Below are 17,187 nucleotides of genomic sequence, written 5' to 3' on the forward strand. Positions count from 1 at the left end.
ACCTCCGTATTGGCGGCCGCCCGGTCAGCGGCAGCGGCGGCGTTCGCGTTCGAACTCGCGGACGATGGCGCCGCCTTCGGGCAACGCCTCGTGGATGTCCCGGGCGATGGCGTCCAGTGCCTCCGGACCGCCGCCGTATCCCGGTTCGCGACAGTGTTGCAGAGCCAGCGCGGTGGCCGCCAGCCACGCCGTCTTGCGCAGTTCAGGATCGGACAGCGGCAGCGCGGCCAGCGTTTCGAGCGTGTGCATCGCCTCCGCAGGTGGCGGCTCGTCCGGGGCCGTGCCGGCATGGTCGAGGTCGAACCGCGCCAGCGACAGCTGCGCGCGCCGCGTGTGCGGATGCGTCGGTCCATTCTCTGCGGCATCGGTGGTGAGGGCGACCGCGCTGACCAGCCGCCGGCGTGCCTCCTCGTCGTGGCCCAGCGTGGCCTGCACTTCGCCGATCAGCCGGTCGACGTCGCCCACGATCGCATGGGTCGGCCCGAGGTACTGCACGCGCAGCCGCCGCGACTGCATCAGCAGCGGCAGCGCCTCGGTGTCGCGGCCCATCTCGTGCAGGATCATCGCCTTGTTGAACAGCACGCCGGCGTACCAGTACGACGACGGCACCTTGCGCAGCACCGACAACGCCTGGTCGATGTGACGCAGCGCGCGCTCGTCGTCGCCCAGTTCCCACGCGACGATGCCGATGCTGTTGTCGTTGCGCGCGGTGTCGACGTGATTGCGGCCGACCCGCGCCACCAGCCAGCGCTGCGCCTGCGCGAAGGCGGCGTCGGCTTCCTTCAGCCGGCCCAGGTCGACGTGGATCGCGGCCAGCTGCCGGCGCGCGTCCAGCGTGGCGCGGCTTTCCTCGCCGCGCACGTCCAGCGCCAGCGTCAGCGCGTCGTGGCAGTCGCGTTCGGCCAGCACCAGGTCGCCGCCCAGCCGCTCCAGGTCGCACAGGCGGCGGTGCAGGTCGATCGCCAGCGCATGGCGGTTGCCGGCGCTGGCCTGCAGTTGCGCCAGCGCGTTGCGGAAGCCCTCCAGCGCCTGCGCGGTGCGGCCGGCGTCGCTGTCGAGGTCGGCGAGGTCGGCGAGGTTCTCGACCACGCCCGGCATGTCGACCAGCGTGTTGCGACGCACCTCCAGCGAGCGCTGGAACAGCAGTTGCGCCGCGCGGGCCTTGGGCTTGCCCAGCGTGCGCAGGCAGCGGCCCAGTTCGGAGTAGAAGTCGGCCGCCTGCACCGGCAGCGTCCGCTGCTGGCTGCGGGCGAGGTCTTCCAGCGGGCTCATGCGCTGGATGCAGTCGTCCGCGCGGCCGAGCAGCCGCAGCGTGCGTCCGTAGTCGGAGGTCGCGCTCAGGCGCAGGCTCTCGGGGACGTTCGGCAGGCTGTCGAGGATCGCGTTCTGCGTCTTCAGCAGGCGCTCGGCCTCGCGGTAGTCGCCCAGGCCCAGGCGCAGGCGCGCGATCACGCCGAACAGTTCCGCCTTCGCCTGCGGCTGCGTCGCCAGCTCGCGGTTGCCGCGCTCCTCGCCGGCCTCCAGCAGCTTGCGCACGTCCAGCGGCCCGGAGGTCTCGCGCCCGCCCGCCTGCTCGAACAGCCCGGTGACGAAATCCTGCAACGCCTGCGCGCGGTTGGCCTCGCGCAGCGCCTGCTGCGCCTGCCACGTCACCAGCGCCAGCGCCGTGGTCAGCACCACCAGCACCAGCGCGGTCGTCGCCAGCGCCCAGCGGTGGCGATGCACGAACTTCTGCGTGCGGTAGGCGACGCTCTGCGGCCGCGCCAGCACCGGCTTGCCTTCGAGGTAGCGGTTGAGGTCCAGCGCCAGTGCCTCGACCGACGGATAGCGATGCTCCGGCCGCTTCTGCAAGGCCTTGAGCGCAATGTTGTCGAGGTCGCCGGAAATCTGCCGCGCGCGCCGGCGCAGCGCGGCCATCCGCGACGGGTCGCTGTCGGCCTCGCGCAGCAGGTTCGCCGACGGTTTCTGCGGATCGGCGATCAGGATCGCCTCTTCCCATTCCGCGTCGCTCTGGCGCTTGAGCCGGTAGGGTTTGGTCTCGGCCAGCAGTTCGTACAGCACCACGCCCAGCGAGTAGACGTCGGTCATCGTGGTGACCGGCTCGCCGCGGATCTGTTCCGGCGCGGCGTAGTGCAGGGTGAAGGCGCGGACCTCGGTGCGGGTGTTGTCGCGGCCGGGTTCCGGGCCGTCGAGCAGCTTGGCGATGCCGAAGTCCAGCAGCCGCACCTCGTCCAGCGGGGTGACGAGGATGTTCGACGGCTTCAGGTCGCGATGGACGATGAGGTTGGCGTGGGCGTGGCTCACCGCCTCGCAGACCTGCAGGAACAGCTTCAGCCGCGCCTCCACGTCGAGGTCGCGGGCGCGGCACCAGTCGGTGATCGCCTCGCCCTCGACGTACTCCAGCGCGAGGTAGGGCTGGTTGTCGCTGCTGATGCCGGCGTCCAGCAGCCGCGCGATGTGCGGATGGCCGAGGCGGGCGAGGATCTGGCGCTCGCGGGTGAAGCGCTGGCGCAGGTTGGGGTCGGCCAGCCCGGGGCGCAGCAGCTTCAGCGCGACCCGGCGCTGGTACAGGCCGTCGGCGCGGCGCGCCAGCCAGACCTGGCCCATGCCGCCCTCGCCCAGCAGGCGGTCGAGCTTGTACGGACCGATCGTGGTGTCGGGCTTGGCCATCGGCGGCGGCGCCACCAGCGGCTCGGCCAGGAAGTCGGCGTTCTCTTCCTCCAGCGCGAGCAGGCCTTCGAGTTCCGCCGCCAGCGCCGGATCTTCCTCGTGCAGCGCCGTCAGCCGGGCCTTGCGGGCGTCGGCGTCGAGTTCGAGCAGCGCGTCGAGCAGCGGCGACAGCCGCTGCCAGCGTTCGGCGTCCATCGCGATCCGGGAAGCGGCGGGAAGGGCGGCCTATCGTCGCCCGGGCCGTTGCGGCCGGCAACCACGGGGCCGGGTGTCGAGGAAGGTGTCGAGGAAAACGATCGGGTGGCGCGTTTTTTCGAACGGCCCGCTTTCGAAAAGGATCAGCGCTCGCCCTCGGGGCCGCCCAGCGACGCCAGCAGGAACATCCGCGCCTTCTGCCAGTCGCGGCGGATGCTGCGCTCGGAGCGCTGCAGCAGTTCGGCGATCTCCTGCTCCGACAGGCCGGCGAAGTAGCGCAGCTCGACCACCTGCGCCAGCTTGGCGTCGACGCCGGCCAGCTTGGTCAGCGCCGTGTCCAGGCCCAGCATGTCCTCGTCCAGGCGCAGGCCGCCTTCGACGTCGTCCGGCAGCTCGGTCACGCGGTGCAGGTCGCCGCCGCGCTTCTGCGCCAGACGCTGGCGGGCGTAATCGACCACCACGCTGCGCATGGCCGAGGCGGCGTAGGCGAAGAAGTGGGCGCGATCGTCGAACCGCACGTCGCGGCGGCCGATCAGCTTGAGGTAGGCCTCGTGCACCAGCGCGGTCGCGTCCAGCGTCTGCCCGTACTGGCCCGCCAGCTGGCGCCGCGCCATCGCGTGCAGCTCGTGGTACAGCGTGCCCAGCACCCGGTCCAGCGCGGCGCGGTCGCCGCCGCGGGCCGCATCCAGCCACTGGGTGATCTCGGCGGGTTCCTTCTGGGGCTCGTGATCGCTCATGGACGGGGGTTCGCAGGCGCCGACGGTCGGGCAAGGACTATACCGCGCCGCCGCTCAGCGCTGGCAGTGGCCGCACCAGACGGTCGCGCGCTGGGCCAGCATCGCCTGCTTCAGCGGCCGCCCGCATTTCGGGCAGGGCTCGCCGCCGCGGCCGTAGGCGGACAGCTCCTGCGCGAAGTAGCCCGGCGTGCTGTCGGGGCTGAGGAAGTCGCGCAGGGTGGTGCCGCCGCGCGTGATCGCGTACGCCAGGATGCGCCGGATCTCCTGCGCGATCGCGTGGTAGCGCTCGCGCGAGACCTTGCCCGCGGCGCGCAGCGGCGACACGCCGGCCGCGAACAGCGCCTCGGCCGCGTAGATGTTGCCCACGCCGACGACGATCTTCTGGTCCATCAGGAAGGCCTTCACCGGCGCGCTGCGCCCGCGGCTGCGCTCGAACAGGTAATCCCCGTCGAAATCGTCCGACAGCGGCTCCGGCCCGAGGCCGCGCAGCAGCTCGTGCGTCTCGCACGGCGGCTGCCACAGCAGGCAGCCGAAGCGGCGCGGATCGTTGAAGCGCAGCACCTTCGGCGCGGCCTTGCCTTTGCCTTCGATCAGCAGATCGACGTGATCGTGCGCCTGCACCGGCGTGTCCGCCGGCAGCACGCGCATGCTGCCGGACATGCCCAGGTGCCACAGCGCCGAACCCGCGTCGGTGTCCATCAGCAGGTACTTCGCCCGCCGCCGGATGCCGGTGATCCGCTGCGACGGCAGCACCGTCTCGATCTCGCGCGGAATCGGCCAGCGCAGGTCCGGCCGCCGCAGCGTCGCGCCCAGCACCCGCCGCCCTTCCAGATGCGGCGCCAGGCCACGGCGCGTGGTTTCGACTTCGGGGAGTTCGGGCATGGGGGTGGAGACCGGGGGCGTGCGGGGATGATACTGCGGGGCCTTTGGCGCGGCGGGTGTGCACGATGACCGACAGGATGTACCCGGTATGCCTGCGTGCCCGCGGTGCCGAGCACTGGTTCGCGTGGCGCCACGCCGAGGACCCGGACGACGCGATCGCGCGCGATGCGGACGGTGTGCTGTGGTCGTCCTCCCTGTCCGGGCTCGCTGCCGCGTGGCGCACCCGACATCCCGGCATCGACATCGACCCCGACGCCACCGTCGTCGATCTGGATGCGTTGATCGCAGGCCTGCGATCGACCGACGCGCCGGATTTCGAGGCGCTGCTCAATGCCCTGAATCTGCTCGATGACATTGCGCTGGCCTGCAAGGCCACGGGCCGCGCCGCCGCGTTCGGTGGCATCCGCTCGCGGCTGGAACTCTACGATGTCGTGTTCTCGCAGACCGGCGCGGGCGAGATCGTCGATGTTCCCGTGCAGTCGATGACGGTCGCGGACCGGCGGGCGCTGATCGACTGGATGGAGAAGGGGCTGCAGATGGTGCGCGCCGTGACCGCGCATCGGCTGCATTGAGTTGGTTGGAAGAAGGCGAATCGAGCGCCGGAACCACAGCATGTCATCCCGAGCCGAAGGCGAGGGACCTGCTGCTTCGCGCGAATGCAGACAGATCGCGCCGGGGTCGGCGCCCCTGGACGCGTCGACGGCATTCGCGCCGTCATCCTGCGGGCGATCGGATGGTCATGGCAGGCCCCACCGAATGTCATCCCGAACCGCAGGTGAGGGATCTGCTTGTGCTTTGTCAAAGCCCGGAATCCTTTTCCGCGCTGGCGCAGTGGTGACTTTCTTTTTCGAAAAGAAAGTCACCACTGCGCCGCTTGCGGCGCGAACGGCGAAGCCGGCCCGAAGGGCGAGCGCCGCAGGCGCGAGTCAAGAAAACTCCTCAGTGCTGAGGCAAATCAGCCGTCGGGACCGTGGCCGGGATTTTCCGATGAGGCGTCCTGCCTCGTCGAAAAACGGCGGACCTCCTGTCCGCCGCTCTCCGGGTCTCCGATTCAGTGGAACGACGTCGGTTCATGACCTTCGCGGGGACGAATCGCGCGGGTGGCTGGATTCAATGCGATACGGCTACTGCCACCCATACCGCACGATATGGAAGAAGATCGGCGCGGCGAACACGACGGAGTCGAGGCGGTCAAGGATGCCGCCGTGGCCTTCGATCATGTGGCCCCAGTCCTTCACGCCCCGGTCCCGTTTGATCGCGGACATCACCAGGCCGCCGAAGAAGCCCATCAGGCAGATCACGAAGGCGACGGCCGCGGCCTGGCCCGGGGTGAACGGGGTGATGCGCCACAGCGCGGCGCCGAGGGCGGTGGCGCTGGCGACGCCGCCGATCAGGCCTTCCCAGGTCTTCGACGGCGACAGCGCGGGCGCGACCTTGTGCTTGCCCAGCAGCTTGCCCCACACGTACTGCAGCACGTCGCTGCCCTGCACCACGATCACCAGGAACGCGATCAGCAGCAGGTTGTGGCCCTGGTAGCCGGGGATGTTCAGCGTCATCAGCGCCGGCACGTGCGAGAGGCAGAACACGCAGATCATCAGGCCCCACTGCACCTTGGACGCGCGTTCGAGGAAGCGCGTGGTGTCGGCGCCCAGCGCGGCGAAGATCGGCAGGATCAGGAACGCGTACACCGGGATGAAGATCGCGTACAGCCCGTACCACTCGATCCACACCAGCGCGTACTGCACCGGCAGCGCGACGAAGAACGCGAGCAGCAGCACGAGGTGGTCGCCGCGGCGCGTGTAGCACAACGTGATGTATTCGCGCAGCGCGAAGAACGACAGCGCGCCGAACAGCACGATCACGCCGGCCTTGCCGATCCAGAACGCCGTCGCCAGCACCGCGACCATCCACCACCACGCGCGGATGCGGCTGTTGAGGTTGTCGATGACCGCGTGCGGTTCCTCCGGCGCGAGCCGCAGCTTCAGCACCCAGCCGACGATCGAGGCGATGGTCAGCACCACCACCGCGCCGGCGAAGATCGGCAATGCGTAGAGCGACGGGAACGGGTTCTGCATCACGCGGGCTCCACGGGGTCGTGCGAATCTGGGGCGGACGGGCGGGCGACGACGTGCGCGTCGACGGGATGCAGCGCGTCGAACGGCGCCGTGTCGCTGGGCGCGTCGACGTCGGGCTCCTCGGGGCGCAGCGCGAGCAGCGCGTCGCGGGCGCGTTCGAGGAACGCGGCCTTGTCCTCGCCGTCGGCGAGGCGCAGCGGCGGGCCGAACGTCACCGTGCACAGCAGCGGCAGCGGCAGCGGTTCGCCCTTGGGCATCACCCGCGCGAGGTTGTTCATCCACACCGGCACCAGCTCCGCCTGCGGGCAGCGCGCGGCGAGGTGGTAGAGGCCGCTCTTGAACGGCAGCAGCACCGCGTCGGTGACGTTGCGCGTGCCTTCGGGGAAGAGGATCAGCGAATCGCCGGCCGCGAGCGCGTCGGCCATCTGCGCGATCGGATCGGGGCTGCCTTCGCGGCGTTCGCGATCGATCAGCACCGCACGGAACACGCGGCCGCCGACGTAGCGGCGCAGCGCATCGCGGTTCCAGTAATCGGCGCCGGCCACCGGTCGCGTGCGCCGGCGCAGCCACGGCGGCAGCGACGCCCACAGCAGCACGAAATCGCCGTGGCTGCTGTGGTTGGCGTAGTAGATGCGCAGCGCCGCGGTGGGCCGCACGCCGCGCCAGTAGGCCTGCGCGCCGGTCAGCACGCGGATGAAACCGATGAAGGCGCGGGCGACGAGGCGTTCGAGCATGCGGACCTCAGGCTTTCGTCGCCGCTTCGCGCAGCCCGTTGCGCACGCGCCGCGCGATCGTCCACGCGACCAGCACGCACAGCGCGGGCGCGAGCCACGCGACCCATGCCGGCAACGTGCCCGCAAGGCCGAACCACAGGCCGAGCGCGCCGAGCACGAACGCGCGGTCGCTCTTGCCCATCGGGCCGTCGTAGCGCCGGCTGGCGCCGACGGTCACGCCCAATGCGCCGGCGAATTCGCTCAGCGCCGCGAGCAGCGCCAGCGTCGCCAGCCACAGCGGACCGTGCGCATCGGCGAACGGCGCGATCGCGGCGAACGGCAGGATCAGCGCTGCGTCGGCGATCACGTCGGTGAGTTCGTTGAGGTACGCGCCGAGCTTCGACTGCTGGCCGAATTCGCGCGCGAGCATGCCGTCGATCGCATTCAGCGCCATGCGCAGGAACAGCCACAGCGGCAGCAGCAGGAAGGCGCGCGACGGCACCGCCGCGAGGAACAGCCACAGCCCGAGCGCGATCGACGCCGCGCAGGCGGCCAGCGTGACCTGGTTGGCGGTGACGCCCGCCGCGTGCAGGCCGCGCACCAGCGGCCGCAGCAGGGCCTGGAACTTCGGCTTCAGGGCATAGATCGACATGCGCGCATGATTCCATACCGTGGCGTGCGTTGTCCCCGGTTCACGACGGCCATCACGCCGGCACGCGCATGAACGTGGCGATTCGACCAAGGTCGTGTTGCGGAGCGCGCACCATACGCGTTCGAACGGATGGCAAACGTCATCGGCTGCCCCCATGATGGCCTCGGTCCTCTTTCCGGCGTCCGCTCATGCCCGCGTCCCTGCTCGACTTTCTCTCCGGCGGTCTGTTCCAGATCGGCTGGGGCGAATGGCTGGTGTACCTGCTCGTCGTCCTGCAAATCACCATCTTCGCCGTCACCCTGTACCTGCATCGCAGCCAGGCGCACCGCGGCGTGGATTTCCATCCGATGCTGAACCACTTCTTCCGCTTCTGGACGTGGCTGACCACGTCGATGATCACGAAGGAATGGGTCGCGATCCATCGCAAGCACCACGCGAAGTGCGAGACCGAGGAAGACCCGCACAGCCCGATGACCCGCGGCATCGGCACCGTGCTGTGGCGCGGCGCCGAGCTGTATCGCGAAGCGCGCCGCGACCGCGCGTCGATCGCGCAGTACGGCAAGGGCGCGCCGGACGACTGGATCGAGCGGCATCTCTACACGCCGTACGCGAACTGGGGGCCGATCGTGCTGTTCGCGATCAGCCTCGCGCTGTTCGGCGCCAAGGGTGTGGCGGCGTGGGCGATCCAGATGGCGTGGATCCCGATCTGGGCCGCCGGCGTGATCAATGGTCTGGGTCACTGGTGGGGCTACCGCAACTTCGAGACCACCGACACCGCGACCAACCTCACGCCGTGGGCGGTGTGGGTCGGCGGCGAGGAACTGCACAACAACCACCATGCGTTCCCCAGCTCGGCCAAGTTCGCGCTGCGCAAGTGGGAGTTCGACATCGGCTGGGCGGCGATCAAGGCGCTGGAAGCCGTCGGCTTGGCGAAGGTGTTGCGCGTGGCGCCGTCGCTGGACGTGCGTCCGAACATCCCGGTGCCCGACACCGACACGCTGAAGGCGCTGCTGGCGATGCGCTTCCAGGCGATGACCGACTACCAGCGCAACGTGCTGAAGCCGGCGCTGCAGGAAGAAGCGCGCATCGCCGGCGAGAAGCTGCGCGCGCTGCTGCCGCGCCAGCTGCGCAAGGGCCTCGTCGACGACGGCCGCTGGCTGAAGCCCGACGCGCGCGAACAGCTGCGGCAGTGGGTGGCGCAGCGTCCGCGCATCGGCACGCTGATCGAATACCGCGCGCGGCTCGCGGCGGTGCTGGAGACGCGCAGCCAGAACGCCTCCGACACGCTGCTCGCACTGCAGCAGTGGTGCCGCGAGGCCGAGGCCAGCGGCATCCAGGCGCTGCAGGCGTACTCGCTGCGGATGAAGGGCTACGCGCTGCAGCCCGTGCGCGCCTGAGGCCACTGCACACCCGATCCGACGGCCGCCTCCGGGCGGCCGTCGTCGTGTCCGGCGCGGGCACTGCCCGGCGCCCGCCTCCCGTGAACGCGTCGTCATCGGCGGCCGGCGCTTGCCGCCTTCGGCGGACGGGTGCTAGGGTCGGGCTCCGCGACGCGATGTCGTCGCGGGTTCGCAGTTCTCCCGCCACGGATCGGTGTCCATGCCGCCACGGAAAGACCTCTTCGTCCACGTCGCCCTGCTCGCCGCCTGCGCGCTCGTCGTGCTGCTGGCGATGCAGAAACGCAGCCTCCAGGACGATTACGACAAGCTCGCGCTCGCCGGGCTGCAGCCGCAGGTGGGGACATGGGTGCCCGCCACCGAAGGCCGCACCGCCGCCGGCGAGCGGCTGATGCTCGGGCAGGCGGCGCACCGCCTGCAGATCCTCTACTTCTTCGATCCCGACTGCGCCGTGTGCAAGGCCACGGCGCCGACGGTGCGCGAGCTCGCCGCCACGCTGGCGCGCGGCGAGGCGCCCGGCGCCGACCTCTACGGCGTCACCGCCAGCGTCGACGCCACGCAGCCGGCGTACGCGCGTGCGCAGGGCTTCGATTTCCCGATCGTGTATTCCACCTCGAAGATCCGCTCGTTGTTCAGCGTGAGCATCGTGCCGCTGACGATCGTGGTGGATGGCGACAGCCGCGTCGTATATGCGCACGCGGGCCAACTCGACCGCACGGAAGCGGCCACTCTCCTCTCCGCCGTGCGCCTCCAGGGAGGGAAGGCGGCGGGACACCTGCCCTGAAGGAGTTCCACATGAAAGCCATGAAGCACTGGAAGAATGCGCTGGTCGCCCTCGCCGTCGTCGGCGCCCTGAGCTTCGGCGCCGTGCAGGCCGCCGGCGGCACCAACCCCGAGACCGGTTGCCCGAACAAGGCCGGCTGCAAGTGGGGCGGTGGTCGCGTCGGCTGCTGCATGCTGCCCTGATCGGCTCCGCAAGGTCCGCTCCGTCCGGAGGTCGCCGCGCGGCGGCCTCCGGACGGGGCTTCGCGGACTTGCATCGCCGGGCGCGAATCCGCACCCTGCGCGCATGTTGGCCCGCCCGATCCTTTTGCCGGTGTTCGCGCTCGCGGTGTCGATCTGCGCGATGTCGTCCGGCCCTGTCGTCGCTCAGACCCTGCGCGTGACCGTGCCGCCGGCGGGCACGCCCGCGCCGCAGGCCGCGCCCGTTGCGCCGCCGCCCGCGCCACCCCCGCCGCAGCGCAGCGGCGATTATCTGGGGCGCATGGACACCGACGGTGACGGCCGGGTGTCCCCGACCGAATACCAGGACTGGCTGAGCTATGCCTTCGACGGCATGGACCGCGACCACGACGGCGTGCTGAGCCCGGCCGAACAGCCCGGCGGCCGCGGCGAGCCGATCACCCGCGACACCCACCGCGCCCGGCTGGCCGAACGCTTCCGCCGCCAGGACGTGGACCGCAGCGGTTTCCTCGACGCGAAGGAACTGGCGGCGCCGCCGCAGGGTCGCTGAGACGTTTCCCCGGAAGACGCATGCCCTTGTCGATCGACCACAGGATCGGGTTGCTGTTCGTGCTGGGTGGCGTGGCCTTCTTCGGCCTGGCCTGGCGCGTCTGCCGCCTTTCGCTGATGGCGCTGTTGTCCGGGGGCGATCCGCCCGACCCGAAGCGTCGCCGTTGCCCGGTGCGGCTTTACCTGCTGGTGCTCGCGACCGGGCTGGTCGCCGTGGCGACGACCGCTGGCGGTGCCGAAAGCCGCGCCGTCTGGTTGCCGGTGTCTTTCCTCGCCGGCTACAGCGCGGTATTCGCGCTGTTCCTGTGGATGCGTCGCTGAGGCGCGATGCTTACATCGCCACGCCGGTCGGCGGGGCGGACGGGGCGTCGGTGCCGGCCTCCGCCGGGCCGAGCAGGCCCTTCCAGGCGTGGTACATCGCGCCGGACAGGAAGCAGGCGAAGAAGCCGTTGGTGATCGCCTGGCCGACCAGCACCGCCGCGTCGCCGAGGATCAGGCCGAGGGTGCCGACCACCAGGCCCAGGCCGATGGCGGCGGCGAACAGCACCACCATGCCCAGCACCAGGAACACGATCACCGCCGCCGCGTTGCGCAGGCAGGCGCCGAAGCTGCGCTTCATCGCGGCCACCAGGCCCACGTCGCCGAACAGCATGTCGGGGATGACGGTCAGCGTGAGCAGGGTCGAGAACACGCCGATCACCAGCACCAGCAGCAGCCACAGCAGCATGCGGCCGGCGGGCAGGTCCGCGAACAGGGCCGGATCGACCTGGCCGCCCTTCTGCGCTTCGGCCTGCAGCTTGGTCATCAGTGCGGCCAGCCGGTCGAGGTTGTCCATGCCCACGATGGCCACCAGCAGCAGCATGCACACCAGCAGCACGAGCACCTGCGGGATGAGGGTGGTGATCACCCGGCCGGCCTTGCCCGTGCGGAAGGCGGCCATCAGGTGCGCCGGCGTGGCGCCGCCGCCGTGGTCGACTTCGTGCGCGGCGAAGATCATGCCGGCCAGCAGCAGCGGTCCCATCAGCATCATCACCATCTGCAGCGGCAGGGCAGCGCCCGGGGCGGCGGTCGCGGCCAGGATGATCGCCAGCCACAGGCCGGCGTAGATCGCGCCCAGCGCGCCGAAGCCGGCGGGCGACCGCTTCAGCAGCCGGAACGTGGCCAGCAGCCATTCCGCGCCGGCGGAGGCCGGCACCTTGCGCATCTCCATCCTGATTCTCTCGCTCGTCGTGTCGTGGCTTCGGGGTCTTGGCTTCAGCGCGGCGTCGGGCGCGTCAGTGGCCGCGCAGCGTCGCCGCGTGGCGCACGAACCGGCGCAGCACGCCGCGGGCCTGCGGCGTGGGTTTCACCTCGCGGGCCATGCGCCGGTGGCACTGGCCTTCGCGCGCCAGCACCTCGCTGCGGGCGTTCACGTAGCCGCGCATGTGGTCGACGCTGAATTCGGGATGGAACTGCAGGCCCCAGGCGTGATCGCGCCAGCGGAAGGCCTGGCAGGCGTCCTGATCGGAGCGGGCCAGCACGGTTGCGCCATCGGGCGGCTGCAGCACGCTCTGGAGGTGGCTGACCTGCACCTGGAACCGCGCCGGCAGCGGGCCGAACAGCGGGTCGGCGCCGGCGGGGTCGTGCAGGTCGACGGCGACCGTGCCCATCTCGCGGCCCTGCGGGTTGTAGTCGACCCGGCCGCCGAGGGTGTGCGCCAGCAGCTGGTGGCCGTAGCAGATGCCCAGCACCGGGGTGCGGGCGTCGAGGCCATCGCGCAGCCACGCGGCGGTGCGCTCGCTCCAGTCGTGGCGGTCGGTGACCATCGAACTGGAGCCAGTGACGATGACGCCGGTGTAGTCCCGGTGCGGCGGCAGGGCCTCCCCGGCTTCCACGTTCACGGCGTCGGCCTCGTCGGCCGACAGGCCGGCGGCGACCCGGATCCAGTGCGGGAACCGGCCGTGGCGGCGCAGGGTGGGGATGGGCTGTCCGGTTTCGACGATCAGGTAACGACGGGCGCGGCGAGAGGTCACGGCGGCGGGCGCGGCAGGCGGATGGGATGTGCCGCTTATACTACCCAGTCCCCATACCGCGTGCCGTTCTCATGCAGGGACCGACCTTCCAGGAATTGATCCAGCGCCTCAACGCCTACTGGGCCGGGCAGGGCTGCGTCCTCATCCAGCCGCTCGATCTGGAGGTCGGCGCCGGCACCTTCCACCCGGCGACCTTCCTGCGCGCGCTCGGCCCCGAGCCGTGGAACGCCGCCTACGTCCAGCCCAGCCGCCGTCCCACCGACGGCCGCTACGGCGAAAACCCGAACCGGCTGCAGCATTACTACCAGTACCAGGTGGTGATGAAGCCCAACCCCGACAACATCGTCGAGCTGTACTTCGACTCGCTGAAGGCGCTGGGCATCGACCCGCAGGTCCACGACCTGCGCCTGGTCGAGGACAACTGGGAATCGCCGACGCTCGGCGCCTGGGGCTTGGGCTGGGAGGTGTGGCTCAACGGCATGGAAGTCACCCAGTTCACCTACTTCCAGCAGGCCGGCGGCTTGGAGTGCAGGCCGGTGCTGGGCGAGATCACCTACGGTCTCGAACGCCTGTGCATGTATTTGCAGAACTGCGACAACGTCTACGATCTGGTGTGGACTGTCGGTCCGCAGGGCGTGGTCAGCTACGGCGACGTGTTCCTGCAGAACGAGCGCGAGCAGAGCGCGTACAACTTCGAGCATGCCAACGTCGAGGAGCTGTTCCACCGCTTCGACGCCTGCGAGGCCGAGGCGCTGAAGCTGGTCGAGCTCGGCCTGCCGCTGCCGGCCTACGACCAGGTCTGCAAAGCCAGCCACAGCTTCAACCTGCTCGACGCCCGCCGCGCGATCTCCGTGACCGAACGCCAGCGCTACATCCTGCGCGTGCGCAACCTCGCGCGTTCGGTGGCCGAGGCCTACCACGCCCAGCGCGAAAAGCTCGGCTTCCCCGGCCTGAAGGACGAGGCCAAGCGCGCCGCACTGGGCCTCGCCCTGCTCGGCGCGCAGGCGGCGGCGTGAGCGCGCCCGCGCCGCTGCTGATCGGCATGTTCGACTCGCCGTTCGTGCGGCGGGTGGCGGTGAGCATGGATCTGCTCGGCCTGCCGTTCGAGCACCGCGACTGGTCGGTGGGCAAGGATTTCGACCGCATCCGTGAATACAACCCGCTCGGCCGCGTGCCGGTGCTGGCGCCGGCGGACGGCGAGGCGCTGATCGAATCGGCGATGATCCTCGAACACCTCGACGATGTGGTCGGCCCCGATCGCGCGCTGATGCCGCCGTCGGGCCCCGACCGCCGCGCCGCGCTGCGCCTCATCACCTTCGCCACCGGCGCGGTCGAGAAGGGCTTGCAGGTGGTGATGGAGCGCGTGTTCCGGCCCGAGGCGCTGCACCACGCGCCGTTCGTCGAACGCTGCCGCGCGCAGATGCGCGGTGCGCTGGGCGAACTGGAGCGTGCCTGCGTGGCCGCGGGCGATCGCGCGTGGCTGGTCGGCGAGCGCATGACCCAGGCCGACATCACCCTCGCCTGCTTCGTCACCTACGTGCACGAAGCCGTGCCCGAGCCGCTCGACGCGTATCCCGCGCTGCGCGCGCGGCATGCCCGTTACGAAGCGTTGCCGGTCTTCCGTCGCTACCACGCGCCGTTCTTCCAGCCCGACGCCACCGGAGCGCCGCGCACATGAACCCGTTGCCGGAACGTCTGACGCCCGACCTTGTCGCCCGCCTGGGCGACTCGCCGCGCTTCCTCGAAGTCTTCACCCACGGCAGCCTCGTCGCCGAGCTGTACGCCCCGCGCGGGCACGACCTGCAGGCCGCGCACGCGCGCGACGAGGTCTACGTCATCGTCGCCGGCACCGGGAAGTTCTTCTGCGCCGGCGAAACCCGCGATTTCGGCCCCGGCGAACTGCTGTTCGTCCCGGCCGGCATGGACCACCGCTTTCTCGAATTCAGCGACGACTTCGCCACCTGGGTGATCTTCTACGGTCCCGAAGGTGGCGAAGCGCAGACAGGATTGACCCGATGACCCAGATGCTTCCCCTCCTCATCGAACTCGGCACCGAGGAACTGCCGGTCAAGGCGCTGCCCGGCCTCGCGCAGGCGCTGTTCGACGGCATCGTCGACGGCCTCGCGAAGCGCGGCGTCGCCTTCGACCGCGCGGGCGCGAAGCCGCTGTACACGCCGCGTCGCCTCGCGGTGCTGCTGCCCGGCGTCGCCGCCGAGCAGCCCGAGCAGCACAACGAGGTCCTCGGCCCGTATCTCAACATCGCGCTCGATGCCGAAGGCAAGCCGACGAAGGCGCTGGAAGGCTTCGCCGCCAAGGCCGGCGTCGACTGGACGCAGTTGGAGAAGACGCGCGACCAGAAGGGCGAGCGTTTCGTGCTGCGCAGCACGAAGCCCGGCGCGAAGACCGCCGCGCTGCTGCCCGACGTCCTGCGCGAGGCGATGGCCGGCATGCCGATTCCCAAGCCCATGCGCTGGGGCGAGCGCGACGCCGGCTTCGCGCGCCCCGTGCACTGGCTGGTCGCGCTGCTGGGCGCCGACGTGGTGGATGGCGACGTGTTCGGCATCCGCGCCGACCGCATGAGCCGCGGCCATCGTTTCGAAGCGCCGAAGCCGGTGTGGATCGCCACGCCCGGCGACTACGTCGACGCGCTGCGCGCGGCGAAGGTGCTGGTCGATCCGGACGAACGCCGCGCCCGTGTCGTTGCCGAAGTCGACGCCGCCGCCGCCGCCGCGAAGGCCGGCGGCACCGCGCGCAAGACCGACGACAATCTCGAACAGGTGCAGTGTCTGGTCGAATGGCCGAAGGCCGTGCTGTGCGCGTTCGAGCGCGAATTCCTGGCGGTGCCGCAGGAAGCGCTGATCGCCACGATGGAAGCCAACCAGAAGTTCTTCCCGGTGCTCGACGGCGCCGGCAAGCTCACCGAGCACTTCATCGGCATCGCCAACATCGAATCGAAGGACGAAAGCGAAGTCCGCAAGGGCTACGAACGCGTGATCCGCCCGCGCTTCGCCGACGCGAAGTTCTTCTTCGACGAAGACCTGAAGCAGGGCCTCGCGTCGATGAACAAAGGCCTGAAGACGGTGACGTACCAGGCGAAGCTGGGCACCGTCGCCGACAAGGTCGCCCGCGTCGCCGCGCTGGCGGAAAGCATCGCCGCCGAAGTCGGCGTCGACCCGACGCTCGCGAAGCGCGCGGCCGAACTGGCCAAGGCCGACCTGCAATCGCGCATGGTCAACGAATTCCCGGAACTGCAGGGTATCGCGGGACGTTACTACGCCAAGGCCGGCGGTGAATCGCCCGAGGTGGCGCTGGCCATCGACGAGGCCTACCAGCCGCGCTTTGCCGGTGATGACATTGCGCTGTCGCCGCTGGGCAAGGTGCTTGCGATCGCCGAACGTCTGGACACGCTGGCTGGCGGTTTTGCTGCGAGCCTCAAGCCGACCGGCAACAAGGATCCGTTCGCCCTGCGCCGCAATGCGCTGGGGTTGGCGCGAACGGTGATCGAGAGCGGTTTTAATTTGGATATTCGCACCCTAATCGCCTCTTCTCTCCGCGAGCTTCAGCAACAACTGGAGTCGAGCGAAGTTGACGCGACTGTCGGGATGATGAAAGCCATGGACCGCGAGGGTATTGATGTTAGATCCGCGCCAGTGAAATTTTTCCAGTTTGACCAAGGCGCGATCGCGAAGGATCTCTACGATTTCATTCTCGATCGCCTCCGCGGCTACTACGCCGACAAGGACGTGCCGGCGCAGCATTTCAACGCCGTTGCCGAGTTGCGGCCAGCGTCGCTGTACGATTTTGATTGTCGTCTCGATGCCATCGGCACCTTCGCGACGTTGCCCGAGGCCGCTGCGCTCGCCGCTGCCGATAAGCGCATTCGCAACATCCTGAAGAAAGCCGATGGCGACATGCCGCACAAGCACGCAGCGGCCAGCGTGGACCACGATTTGTTGAAGGAGCCCGCCGAGCTTGCGTTGGCCGAGGCGGTCGAGGCCGTGTACGCCGAGACGGGGCATGCGCTGGCGCATGGCGACTACGTCAATGCGCTCGCCCACCTTGCACGTCTGCGTCCGCAGGTGGACGCCTTCTTCGACACCGTCATGGTCAACGCCGACGACCCCGCCGTGCGCGCCAACCGCCTCGCGCTGCTGCAACGCCTCGCCGGCCGCCTCGGCAGCGTCGCCGCGATCGAGCATCTGTCGGTCTGATCCGCCGCGCCCCTCACCCGCCCTGCCGGGCACCCTCTCCCCGCAGGCGGGGAGAGGGACAGCGTTCGGCGTCCGCGGTGGAGAGCGTCTGGTCGGTGGCCTCGGCCCCGTCGCCGCGATCGAGCACCTGT

General features: G+C 70.1%; 17 protein-coding genes and 1 pseudogene. 10 read left to right on the plus strand and 8 right to left on the minus strand.

All coding sequences use genetic code 11. The features are described from left to right. Window positions 1-24: 24 nt before the first annotated feature. The 3 genes from ACT53Q_RS03650 to mutM form a co-directional block, all read right to left on the minus strand. Window positions 25-2,865 (minus strand): serine/threonine-protein kinase, encoded by a 2,841-nt coding sequence (locus tag ACT53Q_RS03650; RefSeq protein WP_476185301.1) that lies wholly within the window; start codon window positions 2,863-2,865, stop codon window positions 25-27. Window positions 2,866-3,008: 143 nt separating this feature from the next. Continuing rightward, window positions 3,009-3,602, minus strand: a complete 594-nt coding sequence (locus tag ACT53Q_RS03655; protein WP_476171470.1) for an ECF-type sigma factor — start codon at window positions 3,600-3,602, stop codon at window positions 3,009-3,011. Window positions 3,603-3,656: 54 nt separating this feature from the next. Beyond that, window positions 3,657-4,484, minus strand: a complete 828-nt coding sequence (gene mutM / locus ACT53Q_RS03660; RefSeq protein ID WP_476185302.1) for a bifunctional DNA-formamidopyrimidine glycosylase/DNA-(apurinic or apyrimidinic site) lyase — start codon at window positions 4,482-4,484, stop codon at window positions 3,657-3,659. A gap of 44 nt (window positions 4,485-4,528) precedes the next feature. Between mutM and ACT53Q_RS03665 the strand changes: the two genes are divergently transcribed. Beyond that, window positions 4,529-5,056 carry a hypothetical protein gene (locus tag ACT53Q_RS03665; RefSeq protein WP_476185303.1) on the plus strand — a complete coding sequence of 176 codons (528 nt, stop codon included), beginning with the start codon at window positions 4,529-4,531 and terminating at the stop codon, window positions 5,054-5,056. Window positions 5,057-5,608: 552 nt separating this feature from the next. Here the strand turns inward: ACT53Q_RS03665 and ACT53Q_RS03670 are convergent. The 3 genes and pseudogenes from ACT53Q_RS03670 to ACT53Q_RS03680 form a co-directional block, all read right to left on the minus strand. Further along, window positions 5,609-6,559 (minus strand): phosphatidate cytidylyltransferase, encoded by a 951-nt coding sequence (locus ACT53Q_RS03670; protein WP_476185304.1) that lies wholly within the window; start codon window positions 6,557-6,559, stop codon window positions 5,609-5,611. 101 nt (window positions 6,560-6,660) lie between these two features. Further along, a pseudogene (locus ACT53Q_RS03675) lies at window positions 6,661-7,293 on the minus strand (lysophospholipid acyltransferase family protein); the annotation flags it as partial. 7 nt (window positions 7,294-7,300) lie between these two features. After that, window positions 7,301-7,924 (minus strand): CDP-alcohol phosphatidyltransferase family protein, encoded by a 624-nt coding sequence (locus tag ACT53Q_RS03680; protein WP_476185305.1) that lies wholly within the window; start codon window positions 7,922-7,924, stop codon window positions 7,301-7,303. Window positions 7,925-8,112: 188 nt separating this feature from the next. Here ACT53Q_RS03680 and ACT53Q_RS03685 point away from each other — a divergent pair, with 188 nt between their 5' ends. From ACT53Q_RS03685 to ACT53Q_RS03705, 5 genes are all read left to right on the plus strand, one after another. Next, entirely contained in the window at window positions 8,113-9,321 is a 1,209-nt protein-coding gene (locus ACT53Q_RS03685; RefSeq protein ID WP_476185306.1) for a DesA family fatty acid desaturase, read from the plus strand. Between the two features lie 202 nt (window positions 9,322-9,523). Further along, the gene (locus ACT53Q_RS03690) at window positions 9,524-10,105 is read left to right on the plus strand and encodes a TlpA family protein disulfide reductase (RefSeq protein ID WP_476185307.1); all 582 of its coding nucleotides are present in this window, start codon (window positions 9,524-9,526) and stop codon (window positions 10,103-10,105) included. 11 nt (window positions 10,106-10,116) lie between these two features. Continuing rightward, window positions 10,117-10,287: a hypothetical protein gene (locus ACT53Q_RS03695; RefSeq protein WP_476185308.1), complete on the plus strand. Its 171-nt coding sequence runs from the start codon at window positions 10,117-10,119 to the stop codon at window positions 10,285-10,287. Window positions 10,288-10,390: 103 nt separating this feature from the next. Next, window positions 10,391-10,834, plus strand: coding sequence for an EF-hand domain-containing protein (locus ACT53Q_RS03700; RefSeq protein ID WP_476185309.1), 444 nt, complete (start codon window positions 10,391-10,393; stop codon window positions 10,832-10,834). Between the two features lie 20 nt (window positions 10,835-10,854). Continuing rightward, window positions 10,855-11,154: a hypothetical protein gene (locus tag ACT53Q_RS03705; protein ID WP_476185310.1), complete on the plus strand. Its 300-nt coding sequence runs from the start codon at window positions 10,855-10,857 to the stop codon at window positions 11,152-11,154. Window positions 11,155-11,164: 10 nt separating this feature from the next. Here the strand turns inward: ACT53Q_RS03705 and ACT53Q_RS03710 are convergent, their stop codons facing one another. Next, on the minus strand, window positions 11,165-12,037 hold the full coding sequence (locus tag ACT53Q_RS03710; protein ID WP_476185311.1) for a BPSS1780 family membrane protein: 873 nt from the start codon (window positions 12,035-12,037) through the stop codon (window positions 11,165-11,167). 70 nt (window positions 12,038-12,107) lie between these two features. Then, a complete protein-coding gene (locus ACT53Q_RS03715; protein ID WP_476185312.1) occupies window positions 12,108-12,845 on the minus strand; it encodes a glutamine amidotransferase in 738 nt (245 codons plus the stop codon). Between the two features lie 71 nt (window positions 12,846-12,916). On the opposite strand from ACT53Q_RS03715, the gene glyQ reads away from it, so the two are divergent. From glyQ to glyS, 4 genes are read left to right on the plus strand one after another with little or no spacing between them, the layout of a single operon-like run. Beyond that, the gene (glyQ, locus tag ACT53Q_RS03720; protein WP_476185313.1) at window positions 12,917-13,861 is read left to right on the plus strand and encodes a glycine--tRNA ligase subunit alpha; all 945 of its coding nucleotides are present in this window, start codon (window positions 12,917-12,919) and stop codon (window positions 13,859-13,861) included. Then, window positions 13,858-14,523 carry a glutathione S-transferase family protein gene (locus ACT53Q_RS03725; RefSeq protein WP_476185314.1) on the plus strand — a complete coding sequence of 222 codons (666 nt, stop codon included), beginning with the start codon at window positions 13,858-13,860 and terminating at the stop codon, window positions 14,521-14,523. Before glyQ ends, ACT53Q_RS03725 begins: the two co-directional genes overlap by 4 nt. Further along, complete coding sequence (locus tag ACT53Q_RS03730) at window positions 14,520-14,864, plus strand: cupin domain-containing protein (protein WP_476185315.1); 345 nt, start codon at window positions 14,520-14,522, stop codon at window positions 14,862-14,864. The genes ACT53Q_RS03725 and ACT53Q_RS03730 overlap by 4 nt, the downstream gene beginning before the upstream one ends. Then, complete coding sequence (gene glyS / locus ACT53Q_RS03735; protein ID WP_476185316.1) at window positions 14,861-17,056, plus strand: glycine--tRNA ligase subunit beta; 2,196 nt, start codon at window positions 14,861-14,863, stop codon at window positions 17,054-17,056. The genes ACT53Q_RS03730 and glyS overlap by 4 nt, the downstream gene beginning before the upstream one ends. Window positions 17,057-17,187: the final 131 nt, after the last annotated feature.

It is taken from the genome of Lysobacter sp. DMC97, from assembly GCF_056313745.1.